The 21,937-nt window shown below is 72.2% G+C and carries 15 protein-coding genes; 9 read left to right on the top strand and 6 right to left on the bottom strand.

Going from position 1 to position 21,937, the window contains the following annotated elements; genetic code table 11:
• Nucleotides 1-103: 103 nt before the first annotated feature.
• The 5 genes from L0P92_RS14630 to L0P92_RS14610 all read right to left on the bottom strand — a co-directional run bounded on the left by L0P92_RS14630 (nt 104) and on the right by L0P92_RS14610 (nt 4,638).
• Nucleotides 104-973: a 5-oxoprolinase subunit C family protein gene (locus L0P92_RS14630; protein WP_234763088.1), complete on the bottom strand. Its 870-nt coding sequence runs from the start codon at nt 971-973 to the stop codon at nt 104-106.
• Nucleotides 970-1,617, bottom strand: coding sequence for a 5-oxoprolinase subunit B family protein (locus L0P92_RS14625; RefSeq protein WP_234763086.1), 648 nt, complete (start codon nt 1,615-1,617; stop codon nt 970-972). Before L0P92_RS14625 ends, L0P92_RS14630 begins: the two co-directional genes overlap by 4 nt.
• Entirely contained in the window at nt 1,614-2,372 is a 759-nt protein-coding gene (locus tag L0P92_RS14620; protein WP_234763085.1) for a LamB/YcsF family protein, read from the bottom strand. The genes L0P92_RS14625 and L0P92_RS14620 overlap by 4 nt, the downstream gene beginning before the upstream one ends.
• A gap of 62 nt (nt 2,373-2,434) precedes the next feature.
• Nucleotides 2,435-3,304 (bottom strand): putative hydro-lyase, encoded by an 870-nt coding sequence (locus L0P92_RS14615; protein WP_234763099.1) that lies wholly within the window; start codon nt 3,302-3,304, stop codon nt 2,435-2,437.
• Between the two features lie 20 nt (nt 3,305-3,324).
• Nucleotides 3,325-4,638 carry an MFS transporter gene (locus L0P92_RS14610; RefSeq protein WP_234763084.1) on the bottom strand — a complete coding sequence of 438 codons (1,314 nt, stop codon included), beginning with the start codon at nt 4,636-4,638 and terminating at the stop codon, nt 3,325-3,327.
• A 129-nt stretch (nt 4,639-4,767) separates the two neighbouring features.
• On the opposite strand from L0P92_RS14610, the gene L0P92_RS14605 reads away from it, so the two are divergent.
• From L0P92_RS14605 to L0P92_RS14590, 4 genes are all read left to right on the top strand, one after another.
• A complete protein-coding gene (locus L0P92_RS14605; protein WP_234763083.1) occupies nt 4,768-5,460 on the top strand; it encodes a GntR family transcriptional regulator in 693 nt (230 codons plus the stop codon).
• A gap of 99 nt (nt 5,461-5,559) precedes the next feature.
• Nucleotides 5,560-7,086 carry a hypothetical protein gene (locus L0P92_RS14600; protein WP_234763082.1) on the top strand — a complete coding sequence of 509 codons (1,527 nt, stop codon included), beginning with the start codon at nt 5,560-5,562 and terminating at the stop codon, nt 7,084-7,086.
• 31 nt (nt 7,087-7,117) lie between these two features.
• Nucleotides 7,118-7,999, top strand: a complete 882-nt coding sequence (locus tag L0P92_RS14595; RefSeq protein ID WP_234763081.1) for a hypothetical protein — start codon at nt 7,118-7,120, stop codon at nt 7,997-7,999.
• A gap of 115 nt (nt 8,000-8,114) precedes the next feature.
• On the top strand, nt 8,115-12,827 hold the full coding sequence (locus L0P92_RS14590; protein WP_234763080.1) for a hypothetical protein: 4,713 nt from the start codon (nt 8,115-8,117) through the stop codon (nt 12,825-12,827).
• Between the two features lie 40 nt (nt 12,828-12,867).
• Here the strand turns inward: L0P92_RS14590 and L0P92_RS14585 are convergent, their stop codons facing one another.
• Nucleotides 12,868-13,518, bottom strand: a complete 651-nt coding sequence (locus L0P92_RS14585) for a hypothetical protein (RefSeq protein ID WP_234763079.1) — start codon at nt 13,516-13,518, stop codon at nt 12,868-12,870.
• Between the two features lie 421 nt (nt 13,519-13,939).
• On the opposite strand from L0P92_RS14585, the gene L0P92_RS14580 reads away from it, so the two are divergent.
• Genes L0P92_RS14580 through L0P92_RS14560 form a run of 5 tightly spaced genes read left to right on the top strand, consistent with a single transcriptional unit; the run spans nt 13,940 to nt 21,907 of the window.
• Nucleotides 13,940-16,807: a sensor histidine kinase gene (locus L0P92_RS14580; RefSeq protein WP_234763078.1), complete on the top strand. Its 2,868-nt coding sequence runs from the start codon at nt 13,940-13,942 to the stop codon at nt 16,805-16,807.
• A complete protein-coding gene (locus L0P92_RS14575; protein WP_234763077.1) occupies nt 16,804-17,241 on the top strand; it encodes a roadblock/LC7 domain-containing protein in 438 nt (145 codons plus the stop codon). The genes L0P92_RS14580 and L0P92_RS14575 overlap by 4 nt, the downstream gene beginning before the upstream one ends.
• A gap of 9 nt (nt 17,242-17,250) precedes the next feature.
• Complete coding sequence (locus tag L0P92_RS14570; protein ID WP_234763076.1) at nt 17,251-17,646, top strand: DUF742 domain-containing protein; 396 nt, start codon at nt 17,251-17,253, stop codon at nt 17,644-17,646.
• A 24-nt stretch (nt 17,647-17,670) separates the two neighbouring features.
• A complete protein-coding gene (locus L0P92_RS14565; RefSeq protein WP_234763075.1) occupies nt 17,671-21,321 on the top strand; it encodes a hydantoinase B/oxoprolinase family protein in 3,651 nt (1,216 codons plus the stop codon).
• A complete protein-coding gene (locus tag L0P92_RS14560; RefSeq protein ID WP_234763074.1) occupies nt 21,302-21,907 on the top strand; it encodes a GTP-binding protein in 606 nt (201 codons plus the stop codon). Before L0P92_RS14565 ends, L0P92_RS14560 begins: the two co-directional genes overlap by 20 nt.
• The last annotated feature ends 30 nt before the right edge of the window (nt 21,908-21,937 follow it).

Genomic DNA, 21,937 nt, shown 5'->3' with positions numbered 1-21,937 from the left:
TGGCCGCTGCCGGAGGGGTTGTCGGTGCCCGGACCTCGCTCGGTCCCGGGGCAGCGGCCCGCGCCGGAGGCGGCCTAGCGCGCGTGCGTGGCGGAGAGCCGGGTCAGCGACGGCGTACGGCCACGAAACGCACGGGGGTGCCCGGTACCGCCTGTGCGGCGGCCGGGAGGTCGGCCGCGCGGACGACGGCGATGACCGGGTAGCCGCCCGTCGTCGGATGGTCGGCCAGGAACACGACCGGACGGCCGTCGGGCGGGACCTGGACCGAGCCCAGGACGACGCCCTCGCTGGGGAGTTCGCGGGTGATCGCCCGTTCCAGGGCGGGGCCCTCGGTGCGCAGCCCGATGCGGTTGCTGGCGGCGGACACGCGGTACGCACGGGAGGTGAAGGCACGTACGGCGGCCGGTGTGAACCAGTCGTCGCGCGGGCCCGGTGTCACGCGCAGGACGAGTTCGGCGGGCGGCGCGGGCTGCGGGGCGGCGTCCACGCGCGCGTGGAGCCATGTCGACCGGCCCAGGGGGAGCACGGTGCCGTCCGTGAGGGGCGGTGGGCCGAGGCCGGACAGGAGGTCCGTGGAGCGGCTGCCGAGGACGGGCTCGACGGCGATGCCGCCGGAGACGGCCACATAGGCGCGTACACCTGACACGGCCGTGCCGACGTCCAGGAGCGCACCTGCGGGCACGCGCACCGGAGCGCCCCAGGCGACCGGACGCCCGTCGACCGTGACGTGGCAGGGCGCGCCGCCGACCGCGACGATCACCGTCGAACGGGGCCGCAGCGCACAGCCGTTGAGCGTGGTCTCCAGCACGGCGGCCTCGGGGGCATTGCCGACCAGCCGGTTGACCAGCGCCGCCGCCGGGCCGTCCAGCGCGCCCGAGCGGGGCACGCCCAGGTGGGCGTGTCCGGGGCGGCCGAGGTCCTGCACGGTGGTGAGCGCCCCGGCGCGGACGACGGAGAGCGCGCGGTCGGTCATGAGTTCCCCACCGTTGCCGAGCCCATCGGAGCCGAGCCCACCGGAACGAAGCGCACGCGCGTGCCCGGCGACAGCAGCGCCGCCGGCACGCGCGTGTGGTCCCACAGCACGCTGTCCGTGGTGCCGATCAGCTGCCAGCCGCCCGGCGACGAACGCGGGTACACGCCCGTGTACGGGCCCGCCAGCGCCACCGCGCCCGCGGGGACGGCCGTGCGCGGAGTGGCCCGGCGCGGGACGTCGTAGCGCGGCGGCAGGCCGGTCAGATAGCCGAACCCGGGGGCGAAGCCGCAGAAGGCGACGCTGAACTCGGTGTCGGCGTGGATACGGGCCACCTCGCGCGGGGCGACGCCCCAGTGCGCGGCCACGTCGGCCAGGTCGGGGCCGTCGTAGCGCACCGGGAGTTCGACGACATCACGCGCGCGCGGGGGAGCGGGCGGGACTTCGGCGGTGGTCAGTTCGGCGGCCAGGCGGGCCGGGTCGGCCAGGCCGTCGAGCAGGACCGTCCGGGCCGCGGGGACGATCTCGCGGACCGACAGCGAGCCCTCGCCTCGGCGCCGCAGCAACTCCGTGTGCAGTGCCTGGGCCTCCTCGCCCGAGGCCACCTCCACGAGCAGGGCGTCGTCGCCGACGGGCAGCGCCCTCATACGAAGGCCTCCACCCGGACACCCGACTCCTCCAGCCGCGCCCGCACCCGGCGGGCCAGCTCGACGGCGCCGGGCGTGTCCCCGTGCAGGCACAGGGAACGCGCGCGTACCTCGACCCGGGCCCCCGACCGGGAGGCGACCACACCCGCGCGGGCCAGCCCCACCGAGCGCTCCACGACGGCCTCCGGGTCGGTGACCACGGCACCGTCCTGGCCGCGCGGCACGAGCGTGCCCTGCTCGGTGTACGCGCGGTCCGCGAACGCCTCCGCCACGGCCGGGAGTCCGGCCTTGGCAGCCAGCTCCAGCAGCCGCGAGCCCGGCAGGCCGAGCACGGGCAGCGTGGCGTCCGCCAGGAGCACGCCGTCGACGACCGCGCCGGCCTGTTCCTCGTCGTGCACGACCCGGTTGTAGAGCGCGCCGTGCGGTTTGACGTACGACACGCGCGTGCCGGCCGCTCGCGCGAAAACCTCCAGGGCGCCGATCTGGTACGCCACTTCGGCCGCCAGCTCGGCGGGCGGCACGTCCATCGCGCGCCGCCCGAACCCCGCCAGGTCCCGGTAGGAGACCTGGGCGCCGATCCGTACGCCGCGCTCGGCCGCCTGCTCGCACACCCGCCGCATGGTGACCGCGTCCCCGGCGTGGAAGCCGCAGGCCACGTTGGCGCTCGTGACGACGGACAGCAGGCGTTCGTCGTCCGTGAGCTGCCAGCGGCCGAAGCCCTCGCCGAGGTCGGCGTTCAGATCGATCGAGGTCATGGGTCCTTCCGTGTCTCTTCTTTGTCTCTTCTTGGTCCGCCGCGTCGCGCGCCGGACGGTTGTCAGGCGACGCGGTACTGCTCGTCGCGGGCGTCGGTGAGGAACATCTGGCCCGGCGCGTGGGTGATGGCGAACGGCGGACGCGAGGCCATCACCGCGGCCTGCGGGGTCACTCCGCACGCCCAGAACATCGGGATGTCGTCCGGCCCGGCGTCCACCGGATCGCCGAAGTCGGGCCGGCCCAGGTCGGCGATGCCCAGGACGGACGGATCGCCGCAGTGCACGGGGCTGCCGTGCACCGCCGGGAGGAGGCTGCTCTCCCGCAGCGCCGCCGCCACGTGGGCCGGTGGCACCGGGCGCATGGACACCACCATCGGGCCGCGCAGCCGCCCCGCGGGACGGCACTGACGGTTGGTCACGTACATCGGGACGTTGCGGCCCTGCTCGACGTGGCGGATCGGGACGCCCGCCGCGATCAGCGCCCACTCGAAGGTGAAACTGCACCCGACCAGGAACGACACCAGATCACCGCGCCAGTGCGCGCGCACGTCCGTCGGCTCCTCCACCAACTCGCCGTCCCGCCACACCCGGTAGCGCGGCAGATCGGTGCGCAGGTCGGCGCCCTCGGCGAGGACGGTCGTCCAGGAACCGGCGTCCGTGACGTCAAGGACGGGGCAGGGCTTGGGGTTGCGCTGGCAGAACAGCAGCATGTCGTACGCCCAGTCGGCCGGCACCGAGATCAGGTTGACCTGGGTGTGGCCCGCCGCGACCCCGGCCGTGGGGCCCGTGAGGCCCTCCCGGAAGCGGGCGCGCGCCGCTTCCGGGCTCCACGCGTGCGCGTGCTCCTCGACGAGGGTGACGGGGCGGTCCTCAGCGACGGTGGCAGGGCGGTCCTTGGCGACCGTGAGCGGGTGCTCGCCGTTGACAACCAGTGGGCGGTCCTCGGTGCGGTTCACGCCAGCTCCTTCCCGCGCGTCTCCGGCAGCCCGAGCAGGGCCAGCGCGGCGATGCCGTAGCCGATCGCGCCGAAGACCAGCGCGCCGCCCACGCCCCAGCTGTCCGCCAGGAAGCCGACCGCGGTGGGGAAGACGGCGCCCACCGCGCGGCCGGTGTTGTACGTGAAGCCCTGTCCCGTACCGCGCACCGCCGTCGGGTACAGCTCGCTCAGGTAGGACCCGAAGCCGCTGAAGATCGCCGACATGCAGAACCCGAGCGGGAAACCGAGCACCAGGAGCAGGGTGTTGGCGCCGTCCGGGATGTTCGCGTACGCCAGGATACAGACGGCCGACAGCAGCGCGAACAGCCAGATGTTGCGCCGGCGGCCCAGCCGGTCGGTGAGGTAACCACCGGTCAGGTAGCCGATGAAGGCGCCCGAGATCAGGAACGTCAGATAGCCGCCGGTGCCGACGACCGACAGGTCGCGCTCGGTCTTCAGATACGTCGGCACCCACGTGGCCAGGGTGTAGTAGCCGCCCTGGACACCGGTGGAGAGCAGCCCCGCGAAGACCGTCGTCCGCAGCAGGCCGGGCTTGAAGATGGCCGTGAACGACCCCTTCTGCGGGCTCTGTTCGCGTACGGCCACCGCCGCCGGAGCGTCGTGCACCCGACGTCGCATCCAGATGACGAGCAGGGCGGGCAGCGCGCCGGTCCAGAACATCACGCGCCAGGCCAGGTCGTCGTCCACGAGCGAGAAGACCAGCGTGTACATGATCGCGGCCAGCGCCCAGCCGACGGCCCAGGAGCTCTGGATCGCGCCCAGGGTGCGGCCCCGGTGCTTGGCGCTCGCGTACTCGGCGACCAGGATCGCGCCGACCGCCCACTCGCCGCCGAAGCCGAGGCCCTGGAGGGCGCGGAAGACCAGCAACGTCTCGTAGTTGGGCGCGAAGCCGCAGGCGACGGTGAAGACCGCGTAGGTGACGACCGTGATCATCAGCGCCCTGACCCGGCCGATCCGGTCGGCCAGCACGCCCGCGAGGGCGCCGCCGATCGCCGAGACCACCAGCGTGACGGTGGTGAACAGGCCGGTCTGGCCGCTGTCCAGGCCGAAGTACGCGGCCAGGGCGACCATGCTGAGCGGCAGCGTGAAGTAGTCGTACGAATCCAGGGCATAGCCACCGAAAGCGCCCGCGAAGGCGCGGCGGCCGCGCGGACCAAGGGCGCGCAGCCAGGCCAACGCGCCGTCGTCACCGGCGTGTTCGCCGGCGGCTCGTTCATCGGCGGTGGAGTGGGCGTCGGTCAGGGCCTTCGGCGGAGGGGTCGTGCTCATGGGCACCTCGCAGAGAGGGACGGAGGGTGCGGGACTGAGCTGAACGGTGAGCAGCAAGGTAGAGGATCGTTGAACGATCCTTCAATACCCCTGTTGTTTCGTTCTCGTGTCTGCGGTTGAATTCCGGGCATGGCAGAGCAGCTGGGCGGACTGGCCGACGACCGTGCCCTCCTGGGCCGCACGAGCACCGCGGAACGGGTCTCGGACATCCTCAGGAGCCGTATCGCCGAAGGGTTCTTCCCACCCGGCACCCGGCTGTCGGAGGACAGCATCGGAGGCGCGCTCGGTGTGTCCCGCAACACACTGCGCGAGGCGTTCCGGCTGCTCACCCATGAACGGCTGCTGGTGCACGAGCTGAACCGGGGCGTGTTCGTACGGGTCCTGACGGTGGAGGACGTCGAGGACATCTACCGCACCCGCCGCCTCGTCGAGTGCGCCGTCGTGCGCGGGCTCGGCGAACCGCCGTACCCCCTGGACGGGCCCGCCCAAGCGGTCGCCGAGGGGCGGCGCGCGGTGCGCGAAGGTGACTGGAAAGGGCTGGGCACGGCCAACATCCACTTCCACCGGGAACTGGTCTCGCTCGCCGGGAGCGCCCGCACCGACGAACTGATGCGCAGCGTCTTCGCGGAGCTTCGGCTGGCCTTCCACGTGGTGGACGACCCGCACCGGCTGCACGAGCCCTACCTCGCGCGCAACCGGGAGATCCTCGGGGCCCTGGAAGCGGGCGACAAGGGTGAGGCGGAGAAGCTCCTCGCGGTCTATCTCGACGATTCGCTGGAACGGGTCGTGGAGGTCTACCGGCGGCGGGTGAGCGCCCCGTAGGGCCAGGACCGGCCACGACCGGCCCGACCTGGGCTTCGGGGGCCAGGCGGTACGCGTTCGTTTGGGCCGATGTCAGACCCAGGACCTAGTCTGTGCACCGTGACTTCGCCTGCATCGACGGACCGTGTTCCGCCCCAGCTCAGCGCGGGGCCGCGCCCGGCTCCGGGTCCGGCCGCCGACGAGGGCCTGGCGCGGCGGCTGCGTGCGCTCGCCTGCACCGCGCCGCTGCACGACCTCGACGCCCGCAAGGCCAACCTCGCCGGGGAGTACTCGGTGTACGGCATGGCCGAGGTGGCCCTCGCCGCCATCGACCTGGTCACACTGAACATGGACTTCGACACGGGCGCCGACCACGACCAGATCGTCGCCCGCCTCATCCCGCGCATCGCCGCCCAGGCCCCGCACCGCCCGGTCGCCGAGCACGAGCGGGTGGCCCGCTGGGTCCTGGAGAACCTGATCAACGTCGGCAGCGTGGACCGCGGCTTTCGTGCCGTTTACGGCACCTTCGCGCCGGACGGCAGCTATGTCCGCCGGGACTACGACTTCAAGCTGATCGAGGAGGTGCCGGGGCCGGGCGGCACCGTGTACCTGCGCACGACCGACGAGGCGGTCAACGTCCTGGTCGGCGCCCTCGACACCGACGTCACCAGCGCCCAGATCGCCGCCGAGGTCAAGCTGGAGGTGCTGATCAACCGCGGCCGCCTCGCCGACGCGCAGCTCGCCGCCGAGCAGGCCCGGTACCGCACCGTGCAGTACTCCGAGACCCTCCGCAGGGCCCTGGACGCGACCCGCCGCAACGTCCGCGCGGTCGACTGGCTGAACGCGGTGCCGGACATGATCGCCGAAGCACTGGACCACGTCGCCGACCGGTACCGCCACGAGAACGCGATCCTCACCAACATCCGCAAGGCCCGCGACGAGACCGAGGACCCGGAGCACAAGCGGCGCGCCGCCGAGCTCGTCGACATCGTGAAGGACTGCATCCGACGGCACACGCAGTTGCAGTCGCGGCTGCTGGAGGCCGGACCGCTCTTCCGGGCCGAACAGGACCGGCAGGCCTTCGCGACGCCGATGACGACGTCGGGGATCGACCTGTACGGCCATCTCGTCGCCCCCGTCCTGCCGTTGCCCCTGGAGCAGTCCGTCCGGGTCACGGACGCCTTCTTCGCGCGCGGGACCGGGTTGCGTACGCCGGTGTCGGTGCGGGTCGGTGACCTGGTCGACATACTGCTGACGCCGCCCGTGGAGCGCGAGCACCTGGGCGCCGAGATGCCCGAGCCCGACCTCATCGCGACGCCGGACGACAGCCGGTTCAGCGAGGAGCAGTTGGCCGCGGCGATGGAGCTGCTGGACCTGCCGGCCGACGCGCCGCGCAGACTGTCCGGGCTGCTCGCCCAGGCGCGTCGACAGGACCCCGATCTGCCGTATCTCGTCGCACTGCTGGCCGTCCACGCGGCCAGCCCGCCGGTCGGCACGGCCTACCGGCAGGGCGAGGAGAAGCTGCTGTTCGCCGTGGACGACGGGACCGAGCTGGACGATCCCGAGTTCGGCGGAGCCGACCTCATCGTCGGTACGGCCCTGCTGGACGCGGCCGGCATGGCGGCGGACAGGACGGAAGCAGCATGAGTGAGCGACAGCGCAGCAAGGAGCACCGACCGTGAGCGAGCACGTCGAATGGAGTGACACCGAGGCCCCCGCCCCGGCGGCGACCGCCGTGGTCACCCCCGCCGACGCGGCCGACGCGGCCCGGCTGGTCGCCTTCGGCCTCCAGCCGAAGCTGCAGCCCGCGCGGGACCAGGAGTACGCGGAACTGCTGCGGCGGTACCGGGAGGACCCGCCGTTCGCACGGCTCGCGGACGCCGTCGCCGCCGGGCTCGGACTCGTCGTGCTGGAGGTGTCCCCGCGCGCGGGGATGGCCGTGACCGCCGCCGAGGACTCCGTGTTCGCCGTCCGCATGGGCGACTACGCGCGTCGTACCTCCGCCGACGGCGGCGACCGCTTCCTGCACGGCCTGGCCCATCTCGCCATCGCCGCGATGGCGTTCCCGCGGCCCGAGGACCTCGCCGACGACGGCTACATCGGGCGCGTCACGGTCAACGGTGTCGACGCCTTCGTACGGCAGGCCTGCCGACGGCTGGAGGAGCGAGCCGACGAACAGGGCGAGAACACCGACCCGGCGACGGACGCGCCCGGCCTGGAGGCCGCCTGGCGGATCTGGGTGAGACGCAGCGCGACCGGCGCCACCAAGGACGCGCGCAGACTCGCCGGTTCCACCACCGGCATCGTCGGCAAGGCGGCCGCCTTCCTCACCGACTCCGGCTTCCTCCAGCGCACCGGCGACGACAACGGCGGCACCTACCGGACCACGGCCCGCTACCAACTCCAGGTGCGTGACATGGCGGGCAGCGCCGCCATGGCCGAGCTGCTGGAGCTGGGCGTGGTCCCGGTCACCGACGGCACACCGACGCTGCTGGCCGCCGAGGACACCGACGACCTGGAGCTGGTGGCCGACGCCGGGCTGCCGTTCCACTCCGCCTGAGTTCCCTGCGTCTGTGTGCCCTCGCCTGAATCCCTCCGCCCGACTCCCTTCCACCTGAATTCCCGAACGTCCCTGATCCGCCCAAGACCTAGCCGAAGACTTACGAGAGTCCGCCATGTACGAGCTGTCCCGGGTCCGCCTCTACTCCATCGGGCCGGCCGGTGCGCGCTACGCCGACACCGTGCTGGACCTGCGCGGTGTCGGCGAGCCCGTGCCCGATCCCGCGCCCACACAGGCGGAGTTCTTCGAGGAGGAGCCCGTCGGCCCGCCGCGCCGGCCCGCTCCCGCAGGTGTGCTCTTCCTGGAGAACGGCGGCGGCAAGTCGGTCCTGCTCAAGCTGATCTTCTCCGTGATGCTGCCGGGCCATCGCAACACCCTCGGCGGCGCCAGCTCCGGAGTGCTGCGCAAGTTCCTGCTCGCCGACGACTGTGGGCATGTCGCGCTGGAGTGGCAGCACACGCTCACCGGCGAGTGCGTCGTGGTCGGCAAGGTCAGCGAGTGGCGCGGGCGCCAGGTCTCCAACGACCCGCGCAAGTTCGCCGAGGCCTGGTACTCCTTCCGCCCCGGACCCGGGCTGAGCCTGGACAACCTGCCCGTCGCCGAGTCCACCGCCGTACGGCCGCCCGTCGAGGGCCAGTCGGGCGCGCAGGGCCGGCGCCGCACCATGAAGGGCTTCCGGGACGCCATCACCGAGGCGGGCAAGGCATATCCGCATCTGGAAGTGCACTGGGAGGAGATCCACGACCGCTGGATCGAGCACCTGGGCGACCTCGGCCTGGACCCCGAACTCTTCCGCTACCAGCGGGAGATGAACGCCGACGAGGGTGAGGCAGCCGGCCTCTTCGCGGTCAAGAAGGACTCGGACTTCACCGACCTGCTGCTGCGGGCCGTCACGGACACCCGCGACACCGACGGCCTCGCCGACCTGGTCAGCGGCTTCGGCAACAAGCTGGGCCGGCGTGCCGAACTGATCGCCGAGCGGGACTTCACCGCGGGGTCGGTCGACCTGCTCGGACGGATCGTCGAGGCCGCCGAGACACGCTCACGCGCGCGTGACATCCACGCCGGCGCCGAGCGACGGACCCGGACCCTGGCCAGGCGGCTGTCCGCGCGCGGCGTCCAGGAGCGCGTCCGGGCGGGCGACCTCGCCCAGCGAGTCACCGCCGCTGCGTACGCCGTCACCCACTCGGAGGCGGCGCGGGAGCGCAGCGCCCTGATCGCCGCCGAACTCGCCTATCGGCACGCCTCGTTGGCCCTCGCGGCGGCCGAGAAGACGGCGGCCGCACAGAAGCGTGAGCTCGCCGAAGCGCGCACGCTGCACTCCGCCTGGCAGGCCGCGGAGACCGCCCTGCGGCACCGCGCCGCCGCCGACCGCGTCGCGCGCGTGGCCGCCGCGATCCAGGAGGCCGAGCGGGACGCGGCCCCCGCGCTGGCCGCCCGCGCCAAGGCCGCCGTCGATCTCGTACGGGCCCTGCAGGCGGCCGCGCAGAGCGCCGAGACCCTCGCCAACGAGGAGGAGGAGCGGTCCGCCGCCCTCCAGGAGGTCAGCGACTGCGCGTACCGGGACTCCACCGCCGCCGCCACCGAGGCGCAGCGGGCCCGCAGCGAGGTCGGGCATCTGCGGCAGCGGCTGTCCGAGGTCGAGCAGGAGACCGCCGAGGCCGTCCGCGCGGGCTGGCTCGACGACAGCGCGCCCGACGCCGACCCGGCCCGCGCCGCCCTCGCGGCGAGCGACGCCGAGAAGACGGCCGTCGCCGCCTGGGACACCGCCCGCGAGGCATCGAGGCGAGCCTCGGAGCACGCGCGTGAGGCGGCCTCCACCGAGTCCCGCGCGGAGCTGACGGCAGCCCGCGCGGCAGACGCGGCCACCGCCGCGGAGCGCTCCTACGACGCCGAGCGCCGTCTCGCCGAGGGACTGGCGACGGAGGAGCGGCTGGCCGAACTGATCGGTCTGACAGGCGAGTTCGGGGGTGTAGGCGAATCCGGTGCGCGGCGCGGGACCGTGCCCGCTCCGCGCAGCGGTGACGACGGCAACGGGACCACGACCGCGCGCGACGGCGCGCAGGACGCCGCCTCGAGTGCCGCCGCCGAAGGCGGCCTGACGCCGGAGGATCTGGACCGCTTCGCCGACGAGCTGCGCGAACTGCTCGACGACGCCGTCTCCGCCGCCGAGCGGCAGCTCTTCGAGCTGCGTACGGCAGCCGCCGACGACTCCCGGATCCTCGGCGCGCTCGGCGACGGCGGGCTGCTGCCGCCCGGGCCGGACGTGCTGGCCACCGTGGAGTTCCTCGGTGAGCAGGGCATCCCGGCCCTGCCGGGCTGGCGCTACCTCGCGCAGGCCGTCGACCCCGCCGACCACGCTCGTGTGCTGGCCGCCCGGCCCGAACTGGTCGACGGCGTGATCATCACCGACCCCGACACCCACGCGCGTGCTCGCGAGGCGCTTGGCGACGCGGCCCTGCTGCCCCGGTCGGCCGTCGCGGTCGGCACCGCGGCGGCCCTGCTCGCCCCGACCCCGGCGCCCGACTCCCGCAGCGGTGACGTCTTCCTCGTACCGCCGAACCCCGCCATGCACGACGAGCACGCCGCCGACGAGGAACGACAGGCGCTGCGCGCGCGGGCGACCGAGCGGGACGAGGAGATCCGTACGCTCGCCGCCCGGCTCGGCAAGGACCGGGAACTGGCGGCGCGGCTCGCCTCCTGGCGGACCGGCTGCCCGTCCGGCCACCTGGTCGAGCTGGCGCAGACCGCCCGGGACACGCGCGCGTTCGCCGAGGAGTCCGAGGCCGAGCTGGCCGAGGCGCGGACCGTGCGGGCCGAGGCCGACGAAGCCGCCGCCGAGGCCGCCCAGGTTCGCGACGAGCGCCAGGAGGCCGCGCAGAAGGCGCGGCGCGCCGCCGATGCCCTGGCCGGTCTGGCCTTCCGGCTGCGCGAGCGGGCGGGCTGGCAGGTCAAGCTGCGCGAACTCGCCGACGAGGCCACCGAGTCCGAGGCCCGCGCCCAGGTGTGCCTGGAGCGCGCCCGCGCCGCCGACGAGGACCGCCGTGCCGCCCAGCGCGCCGCCGACGACGCGCGCCGCACCGCGCGTGCCCTGCGCGCCGAGCGCTCGGAGATCGCCGGCGCCCCCGACGACGTACCGGAAACGGACGCGGACGCCGATGCCCCGAGGTCGTCCCTGCCCGCGCTGCGCGAGGCGTACCGGGCCGCCTCCCAGGTGTACGAGAAGGTCGGCGTCGGCGCCGATCTGCGGGCCGAGCAGGCCCGCGCGGAGAGCGACGAGAGCGCGGCCCGCGCCGAGCTGGACCGGCTGAGCAACAAGGTCCGCACCCGGGCCGAACAGCTCCTTCAGTCGCCCGACGGCTCCGACGGCCCCTCGCGGCAGGCGGCCGCCACGCGCGCCGAGGAGCTCGTTCAGCTTCTGGAGACGCGGATGTCCAGTGCGAGCGAGCAGCTCGGGCGACTGCGCGGCGAGGCCGAGCGGCACGCGCCCGAGGACGGCGAGGCACACACCGAGCTGTCCGAGGAACTCCAGCCGCGCGACGCCGAGCACGCGCAGGCCCTGCTGCGCACGGCGACCGCCGAACTCGCCTCCCGCACCGAGGCGTTGACACAGGCCCGCGAGGCCCACACCGAGCTCCTCGAAGCGCACCGTGCCGCCGAGGACGCGGCCGGCGGCTTCGACGAGATCGCCGCCATGCTGCGTGACCTGCTGCGCGAGCACACCTCGGACGAGGACCAGGAGACGCCGGAGGCCTACCCGGGCAGCCCGGAGGAGGCCCGGCACTCCGCCGCCGAGGCCCGCCGGTCACTGCGCGGCTGCGCCGCCGACCTCTCGGCCGCCGAGGCCGCCGTGCGCGAGGCTAGCGACGTGCTCGTACGGCACGCCAACTCCACCCGCTACGAGCAGGTCCGCACCCCCGCCCGCCAGCAGATCCGCGACCTGCCCGCGTCCGCGCTGCCCGAGCACGCGCAGAAGTGGGCGGACGCCTTCGCGCCCCGACTCCGCGTGCTCACCGACGAGTTGGCGCAACTCGAGCGCAACCGCGACTCGATCGTGGACCGGCTCAGGGGCCTGGTCGAATCGGCGCTGACGACCCTGCGGTCCGCCCAGCGGCTGTCCCGGCTGCCCGAGGGGCTCGGTGAGTGGTCCGGGCAGGAGTTCCTGCGCATCCGCTTCGAGGAGCCCGACCAGGCCACGCTCACCGAACGGCTGGGCGAGGTCATCGACGAGGCGACCCGGGCCGCGGTGAAGAAGAACTCGGACCTGCGGCGCGACGGCATGTCCCTGCTGCTGCGCGGCGTGGCCGCGGCACTCCAGCCCAAGGGCGTCGCCGTCGAGATCCTCAAACCGGACGCGGTGCTGCGTGCCGAGCGTGTGCCCGTCGGGCAGATGGGCGACGTGTTCTCGGGCGGTCAGCTGCTCACGGCCGCCATCGCCCTGTACTGCACCATGGCCGCGCTGCGCTCGAACGACCGCGGCCGGGACAAGCACCGGCACGCCGGAACCCTGTTCCTCGACAACCCGATCGGCCGCGCCAACGCCACCTACCTGCTGGAACTCCAGCGCGCGGTGTCGGACGCGCTCGGGGTCCAGCTCCTCTACACCACCGGCCTGTTCGACACCACCGCGCTGGCCGAGTTCCCGCTGGTCATCCGACTGCGCAACGACGCCGACCTCAGGGCGGGCCTGAAGTACATCAGCGTGGAGGAACACCTCCGCCCAGGACTTCCCCAGCAGCCCCAGGCGGGCGAGGCGGTGCACAGCGAGATCACGGCGACCCGCATGTACAAACGGCCGGCCAGCATCGGTGCCGTCACCCCGAGGTAGGAGAGGCCGTGGCCTCCGGATCCGCGCCGCTCGACCGCGCTCAGGAGTGCGACAACTGCCCGGCCGCGCCCTGCCGCCGTATCCGCTCCTGCGCGCGCTCGGCCTGTCGTGCCTGGCGTCGCATCCGCCTGCGCTCCCGGCGCAGGGCGCGCGCTGTGCTGCTCGGCGTCGAGACCACACCGTTGCGCTGCTTCCACACCTGGCGGGTCACCCAGACGTCCAGGGCACCCCAGGTGGCCACCACGGTGCTGACCACACTGCTGATCACCATGGGGAAGGCCAGCCATGATCCCGCCATGGTGCACAGGAAGGCCACCATCGCCTGGATCAGTGTGATCGCGATGATCAGCACCGCTCGCACGGCCGACGTCCGCACCGGATCCGGCATCCGGGGCCGTCGCGCGGGCTCCTCCACCCACAGTGACCGGTGGCCGGACCAAGCTCGACTCGCCCCGCTGTCACCTGCCACGGCCGTGCCCTCGTCCGTCGCGGCCGCGACGCCGGAGTCGACCGAGACCTCGCGCTCGTCCGCTGTCACCGTACCCACGCCCACCGCGGCTTCTCGGCCGCCGCCTGTCGCCTCGCGCCCGTCCACCGGAATGTCGCGATCCAGCGCTTCCGGGCCGCGCCGCACCGTCACATGCGCCGTGGCGCCGTCCTCGGCCGCCTCGTGCCGCTCCGCCGTGCCCATCACCGTGTCACTCCCCACCGCCAGCAGACCGCTTGCCCGTGCCTGAAGACTCGGCTCCCCAGTGGCTGCCCGGCTTGCGCTGTTTTACGCCGCCCAGGGACGGCATGCGGCTCCTGTGGCCCATTCCGCCCCCTTTCCCGTACAGAAGGACGATCGACGCGTCCCGAAGATTCCCGAGAAAGATAAATTTCCGGCCAACTGGCTTTGCAGACCGGCTGGATCGGTGCGTGGGAGTGCCGGGGGATCGCGGGAGGCAATCTCCCGCAATGCCCGGACAACTCCCCATGTCTTGTCGGCAGTGCGGAAGTTCAGCTTCCGGATGTCTCTTCGAGTTAGTTGTGTGTCGGTAGTAGGCTCGCGCCAATTGTTGACGCACAGGTGTGCCCCCTGCCCGGTTGGGGGGTTTGAGCTGGGGGAGGCCATGCGCTTTCGCGGGAAGTCGATCCGCCGGAAGATGGTGGCGCTGCTTCTCGTGCCGCTGGTGTCCCTGACCGCCATCTGGGGTTTCGCCACGGTACTCACAGGGCGAGGTGTGGCCCAGCTGTTCACGGTGTCGTCCCTCGTCGAGAAGATCGGCTACTCCACCGAGGACGCCGTCCGCGTCCTGCAACAGGAACGCCGCCAGGCGCTGGTCTATCTCGCCGATCGCCGCGCCTCGGACGCGCTGACCGCACTGCGGTCCACCCGGAGCGCCACCGACGCCGCCGTGGCCGAGATCCGCAAGAACGCCAAGGACCCCGATGTCCGCGACGGGTTGGACCAGGGCGACAGCGAGCGACTCACCGCCGTCCTCGACGCCTTCGAGGGCATCAGCCCCCTCCGCCGCAGCGTCGAGGACGGAACGGTCACCCGCACCAAGGCCCTCGACCTCTACAACCGGCTCGTGGACCCCTGTTACGCCCTGCTGGGCTCCCTCGACGGAATCGACAGCGTGGCGATGGACAAACAGGCCCGCGCCCTTCTCAACGTCACCCGAGCCCGCGAACTGCTCTCCCGCGAGGACGCGTTGCTCAGCTCCGCCCTCGTGGTCGGAAAGCTCTCCCGCGAGGAGATCCACGACGTCTCCGATCTCGTCGCCCAGCGCACGCTGATGTACGAGATCAGCCTGGCGGACCTGCCGTCCTCGGAACGTGAACGCTACGAGCGGTTCTGGCGGAACGCCTCCACGGCGCCACTGCACGACGCCGAACAGGCCGTCATCGCCACCCAGCCCGGCAAGCCCAGCACCGTCGACGCCAAGACCTGGGACACCGCGGCCGCAGGCGTCCTCGACGAGCTCAGCCAGATGAACGACGAGGCGGGCACCCGCTATCAGGACCGTGTCAGCCCCGTCGCGATGGGCGTCATCGTCAAGGCGGCCATCGCCGGCGTCCTCGGTCTGCTCGCCCTGCTGTTCTCGCTCGTCCTGTCCGTGCGCATCGGCCGTGCCCTCATTCGCGATCTGCGGCAGCTGCGCCTGGAAGCCCATGAGGCGTCCGGCGTCCGGCTGCCCAGCGTGATGCGCCGCCTCTCCGCCGGAGAACAGGTCGACGTGGAGACCGAGGTCCCTCGCCTGGAGTACGACAAGAACGAGATCGGCGAGGTCGGCCAGGCCCTCAACACCCTCCAGCGCGCGGCCGTCGAGGCCGCCGTCAAGCAGGCCGAACTGCGCGCCGGCGTCTCCGAGGTCTTCGTCAACCTCGCCCGGCGCAGCCAGGTCCTCCTCCACAAGCAGCTCACCCTCCTCGACACCATGGAACGCCGGACCGAGGACACCGACGAACTCGCCGACCTGTTCCGCCTGGACCACCTGACCACCCGAATGCGTCGGCACGCCGAGGGCCTGGTGATCCTCTCCGGCGCCGCCCCCTCCCGGCAGTGGCGCAAACCCGTGCAGCTCATGGACGTCGTCCGTGCCGCCGTGGCCGAGGTCGAGGACTACGAGCGCATCGAGGTCCGCCGTCTGCCGCGCGTCGCCGTCACCGGCCCGGCCGTCGCGGACATCACCCACCTCGTGGCCGAACTCCTGGAGAACGCCACGGTGTTCTCCCCACCGCACACCGCCGTCCAGGTGCTCGGCGAGCGGGTCGCCAACGGCTTCACCCTGGAGATCCACGACCGCGGCCTGGGTATGGCGGCCGACGTCCTGCTGGACGCCAATCTCCGGCTCGCCGAGACACCCGAGTTCGAGCTGTCCGACACCGACCGGCTCGGCCTGTTCGTGGTCAGCCGGCTCGCCCAGCGGCAGAACGTCCGGGTCTCGCTGCAGCCGTCGCCGTACGGCGGGACCACTGCCGTCGTCTTCATCCCCGACGCGCTCCTCACCGACGACGTCCCGGACACCAACGGCATCGGATTCCGCCTGGACCGCCCCACTCCCTCCAAGGAGGCCGAGCTGGAGGAGGCGCGGCGGGCCGCCCTGTCCCATGTGCCGGCCCGCGCGCCCGGTCTGCCCGCCTCGCTCCTCGACGGCCCGGTCGAGCTGGAGGCCCCCGTCGATCTCGACGCCCTGAGCGACTTCCCGGAGGGGCTCGACGACGAGGAAGCCGAACGCGGCGGCCTCTTCCGCCCACGTCGCACCCTCGCCGCCACCGAGGACGAGACGACCGGCCCTCTCGGCGACCAGCGCCCGGTCTCCGGCATCCATGGCGGCCCGGCCCAGGCCGACTCGGACGACGAGGTGAGCGCCCCGGTCCCGCTGCCCCGCCGCAGCCGGACACCCAAGCTGGTCAGCTCGCACGGGCGTCCGGTCACCGAGCAGCGCTCCCGGCGGGACAAACCGGACCCGGAGCCTTCACCGAGCCCGAGCCCGAACCCGAGCCGTCCCGACCCGAACGGCCTCGCTCCACTGCCGACGCGCCGCCGAGCCGGCGGACACCACGGCGAGGGAGCCGCTACCCCCGATCGGATCGGCGACCGCGACGACGCCCCGCCCTCCACCGGACACGGCCACGCCGAGCCGCCGGAGCCCCCGGCTCTTCCGAGGCGCGCACGGCGTCCCGCCATCGCGTCGAGCGGTCCCGACGACCCGGCCCCGAACCCGGCCGCCGCACAACCGCAGACCACCTCCGGCGTGGGGCCCCTGCCCCGGCGCGTAAGACAGGCCAACCTCGCTCCACAGCTCAAGCAGGGCCCCGCGCGACGCGGCGAGGACCGTGCGGAGCTCGCCGAGCGGGACGCGGACGAGGTCCGCAGCCGTATGGCCTCCCTCCAACGCGGCTGGCAGCGCGGCCGCCAGGAGAACGCCGAGGGCGACGACGCCCACACCGGCACAGCACCACAACGAACGACTAAGGGGGACGGTCGATGACCGCACCGAAGGCGACCGACCACGCCGCGACCAACCAGTCCGGCGAGCTCAACTGGCTCCTCGACGATCTGGTGGACCGCGTCGCCAGCATTCGCAAGGCCCTCGTGCTCTCCGGCGACGGCCTGCCGACGGGCGTGTCCAAGGACCTGACCCGCGAGGACAGCGAGCACCTGGCCGCCGTCGCGTCCGGCTTCCACAGCCTCGCCAAGGGCGTGGGCCGCCACTTCGAGGCGGGCAACGTCCGGCAGACCGTCGTCGAACTCGACGACGCCTTCCTGTTCGTGACGGCCGCCGGCGACGGCAGCTGCCTCGCGGTGCTCTCCGACGCGGACTCCGACGTCGGCCTGGTCGCCTACGAGATGACACTGCTCGTCAAGCGTGTCGGAGTGCACCTGGGGACCGCTCCGCGCACCGATCTGCCCGCGGGCGGGTAGTGGGATGGCATGAGCGCTGACGGTCAGGGAAGAAGCCACTGGTTCGACGACGAGGCAGGACCAGTCGTTCGTCCGTACGCCATGACGCGGGGCCGCACCACCAGTGCGGCCCAGCACCGCCTCGACCTGATCGCGGTGGTCGTCGCGGAACCGCACGCGGACGACCCGGAAGCGGACTCGACGCTGTCCCCGGAACACGTGGACATCGTCGGACTGTGCCGTCACGCCCCGCAGTCCGTCGCCGAACTCTCCGCCGAGCTCGATCTGCCCATCGGAGTGGTGCGGGTCCTCATCGGGGATCTCGTGGACTCGGAATTCGTCCATGTGAACCGGCCAGTACCGCCTGCGGAGCTGGTGGACGAGAGTATTCTGCGCGACGTGATCAACGGCCTGCGGGCGCTGTGAGCGGCGCGGAAGCGGGGTAGTGACGTGACAGGCTGGCAGTTCTGGGTCGACCGAGGCGGCACCTTCACGGACATCGTCGCGCGCCGCCCGGACGGCCGGCTGCTGACGCACAAGCTCCTCTCGGAGAACCCGGCCCGCTACTCCGACGCGGCCGTCGCGGGCGTACGCGAGCTGCTCGACGGTTCCCAGGACCCCATCGAGGCGGTCCGCATGGGTACGACGGTCGCCACCAACGCCCTCCTCGAACGCAAGGGTGAGCCAACCCTGCTCGTCATCACTCAGGGCTTCCGCGACGCCCTGCGCATCGCCTACCAGAACCGCCCGCGCATCTTCGCCCGCCGCATCGAACTGCCCGAGCTGCTGTACGAGCGGGTCGTCGAGATCGATGAGCGCATCGCCGCCGACGGCACCGTCGTGCGCGCACCCGACCTGGGCTCCCTCGAAGGCCGCCTCCGGCAGGCGTACGACGACGGTATCCGCGCCGTCGCCGTGGTCTGCATGCACAGCCACCTCCACCCCGCCCACGAACAGGCCGTCGGGCAGCTCGCCGCCCGCATCGGCTTCCCGCAGATCTCGCTGTCCAGTGAGGTCAGCCCTCTGATGAAGATCGTCCCGCGCGGGGACACCGCCGTCGTCGACGCCTACCTCTCGCCCGTGCTGCGCCGCTACGTCCAGCACGTCGCCGACGAGCTCGAAGGCGTACGGCTGATGTTCATGCAGTCCAACGGCGGACTCGCCGAAGCCGGACAGTTCCGCGGCAAGGACGCCATCCTCTCCGGCCCTGCGGGAGGCATCGTCGGCATGGCGCGCATGTCGCAGCTCGCCGGCTTCGACCGTGTCATCGGCTTCGACATGGGCGGCACCTCCACCGATGTCTCGCACTTCGCGGGCGAGTACGAACGCGTCTTCACCACCCAGATCGCCGGGGTCAGGCTGCGCGCCCCCATGCTGGACATCCACACCGTCGCGGCGGGCGGCGGCTCCGTCCTCCACTTCGACGGGTCCCGCTACCGCGTAGGGCCGGACTCGGCGGGCGCGGACCCGGGACCTGCCTGCTACCGGGGCGGCGGCCCGCTCGCGGTCACCGACGCCAACGTCATGCTCGGCCGTATCCAACCCGCTCACTTTCCCAAGGTGTTCGGCCCCGAAGGCGACCAGCCGCTCGACGCGGCCCTCGTCCGCGAGCGATTCACCGCCCTCGCCCACGACATCCGGGAGCAGACCGGCGACGAACGGACTCCCGAGCAGGTCGCCGAGGGCTACCTTCAGATCGCGGTCGCCAACATCGCCAACGCCGTCAAGCGGATCTCCGTGCAGAAGGGCCACGACGTCACCCGCTACGCCCTCACCACCTTCGGTGGAGCAGGTGGTCAGCACGCGTGCATGGTCGCCGACTCCCTCGGTATCCGCACCGTCCTCGTGCCGCCCATGGCCGGAGTCCTCTCCGCCCTCGGCATCGGCCTCGCCGACACCACGGCCATGCGCGAACAGTCCGTCGAGGCGACCCTGGAGGCCACCTCGATGCCCGGCGTCCTGAAGACCGCGGACGACCTGGAATCCGCCGCCCGCGCCGAACTCCTCGACGAGGACGTCCCCGAGGACCACGTCAAGGCCACCCGCCGCGCCCAACTCCGCTACGACGGCACCGACACCACCCTCACCGTCGAACTCACCGAACCCGACACCATGAGGCGCGCCTTCGAAGATCGTCATCGCGCCACGTACTCCTTCACGCTCGACCGCCCGATCGTCGTCGAAGCCCTGTCCGTCGAAGCCACCGGCATCACCGAACCCCCCGATCTCTCCGTCCTCGCCCCTTACGAAGCCGCCCCTGAAGGCAGCCCCGCCGCACCGGAGACCGTCCGCCTCCACACGGGCGGCACCTGGCGCGACGTACCCCTCCACCGCCGTGAGTACCTGCCCCCCGGCGAGACCGTCACCGGCCCGGCGATCATCACCGAGGCCAGTGCGACGACCGTCGTCGACGACGGCTGGCAAGCCGCGACGACCGACGACGGGCATCTGGTCATGGAACGCGTGGCGATTACGGAGAGTTCCGATCTCGACACGAAAGCCGACCCGGTTCTTCTCGAGGTCTTCAACAACCTCTTCATGTCCATCGCCGAACAGATGGGCGCCCGCCTCGAATCAACGGCCCAGTCCGTCAACATCAAGGAACGCCTGGACTTCTCCTGCGCGCTCTTCGATCCCGACGGAAACCTCGTGGCCAACGCCCCGCACATCCCCGTCCACCTGGGCTCGATGGGCACCAGCGTCAAGGAGGTCATCCGGCGCCGCGCCTCCCGGATGCGCCCCGGCGACACCTACGCCGTCAACGACCCGTACCACGGCGGCACCCACCTCCCCGACGTCACCGTGATCACCCCCGTCTTCGACACGGACAGCGCGACGAACACGGAGCGTGAGCCGGAGATCCTCTTCTACGTCGCCTCACGCGGCCACCACGCGGAGATCGGCGGCATCGCGCCCGGCTCCATGCCGGCCAACAGCCGCACCATCGACGAGGAGGGAATCCTCTTCGACAACTGGCTGCTCGCCGAGAACGGTCGCTTCCGCGAGCGGGAGACCCTCCAGCTGCTCACCGACGCGCCGTACCCGTCCCGCAACCCCAAGACCAACCTGGCGGACCTCCGCGCCCAGATCGCGGCCAACCAGAAGGGCGTCGACGAAGTCGCCCGTATGATCGACAACTTCGGCCTGGCCGTCGTCCAGGCGTACATGAAGCACGTCCAGGACAACGCGGAGGAAGCGGTCCGGCGGGTCATCGACGCCCTGGACGACGGCGAGTACGCCTACGAGACCGACTCCGGCGCGTACATCCGGGTACGTGTGCGTGTGAACCGCGAGAACCGTTCCGCCACCGTCGACTTCACCGGCACGTCCCCGCAGTTGGCCACGAACTTCAACGCCCCCTTCTCGGTCGTCAACGCCGCGGTCCTGTATGTCTTCCGCACCCTTGTAGACGACGACATCCCGCTCAACGACGGCTGCCTGCGCCCCCTCGACATCATCGTGCCGCCCGGTTCCATGCTCGCCCCCGAACCCCCGGCGGCGGTCGTCGCGGGCAACGTGGAGACCTCCCAGGCCATCACCGGTGCCCTCTACGCCGCACTCGGCGTCCAGGCCGAGGGCTCCGGCACCATGAACAACGTCACCTTCGGCAACGAGCGCCACCAGTACTACGAGACCGTGGCCTCCGGATCCGGCGCGGGCGACGGGTTCCCGGGCGCGCCCGTCGTCCAGACCCACATGACCAACTCGCGGCTCACCGATCCCGAAGTGCTGGAGTGGCGACTGCCCGTACAGCTCGACGAGTTCGCCGTACGGCGTGGCAGCGGCGGGGCCGGGCAGTGGCGGGGTGGGGACGGTGCCGTGCGCCGCATCCGGTTCCACGAGCCCATGACCGTCTCCACGCTGTCGCAGCACCGCCGGGTCCCGCCGTACGGCATGGCGGGCGGCGAACCCGGTGCACTGGGAGCCAACCGCGTGGAACACGCCGACGGGACGGTGACCGCACTCGGCGGAAGCGACTCGGCGGACGTCGGACCCGGCGACGTACTCGTCATCGAAACCCCTGGCGGCGGAGGCTACGGCCGGCCGCCGCGAGACCCCCATCAAGCAGGAGAAGAGATCGATGATCTTCGGGCGTTCTGAGCGCGGGAAGCCTCCGGTCGAGCCCGTCACGCTCAAGATCCTGGTGGCTGGCGGCTTCGGCGTGGGCAAGACCACCCTCGTCGGCGCGGTCAGTGAGATCAGGCCGCTGCGTACCGAGGAACTGCTCACCGAGGCCGGACGCCCGGTCGACGACACGAGCGGTGTCGAGGGCAAGCGCACCACCACGGTGGCCATGGACTTCGGCCGCATCACCCTGCGCGAGGACCTGGTGCTGTACCTCTTCGGCACACCGGGCCAGGAGCGGTTCTGGTTCATGTGGGACGAGCTGTCCGAGGGCGCCCTCGGGGCCGTCGTGCTCGCCGACACCCGACGTCTCGAGGACTGCTTCGCGGCCGTCGACTACTTCGAGCGGCGCTCCATACCCTTCCTCGTCGGCGTCAACTGCTTCGAGGGAGCCGACCGTTACCCGGCGGAGGACATCAGGCAGGCCCTCGACCTCGACAGCGACGTACCGCTGCTGCTCTGCGACGCCCGCGACAGGGAGTCCGTGAAGGAGATCCTCATCGGTGTCGTCCAGCACGCGATGGCCTTCCAGGCGGACCGCCGCGAGACCGTGACCACCTGAACCCACCTGGGGCAGGAGACGGGCACGGCC

This window comes from Streptomyces muensis, assembly GCF_021474425.1.
Classification (GTDB): Bacteria; Actinomycetota; Actinomycetes; order Streptomycetales; family Streptomycetaceae; genus Streptomyces; species Streptomyces muensis.
The sequence above is the reverse complement of the archived record's forward strand: the minus strand, read 5'-3'. Positions and strand labels throughout refer to the sequence as shown.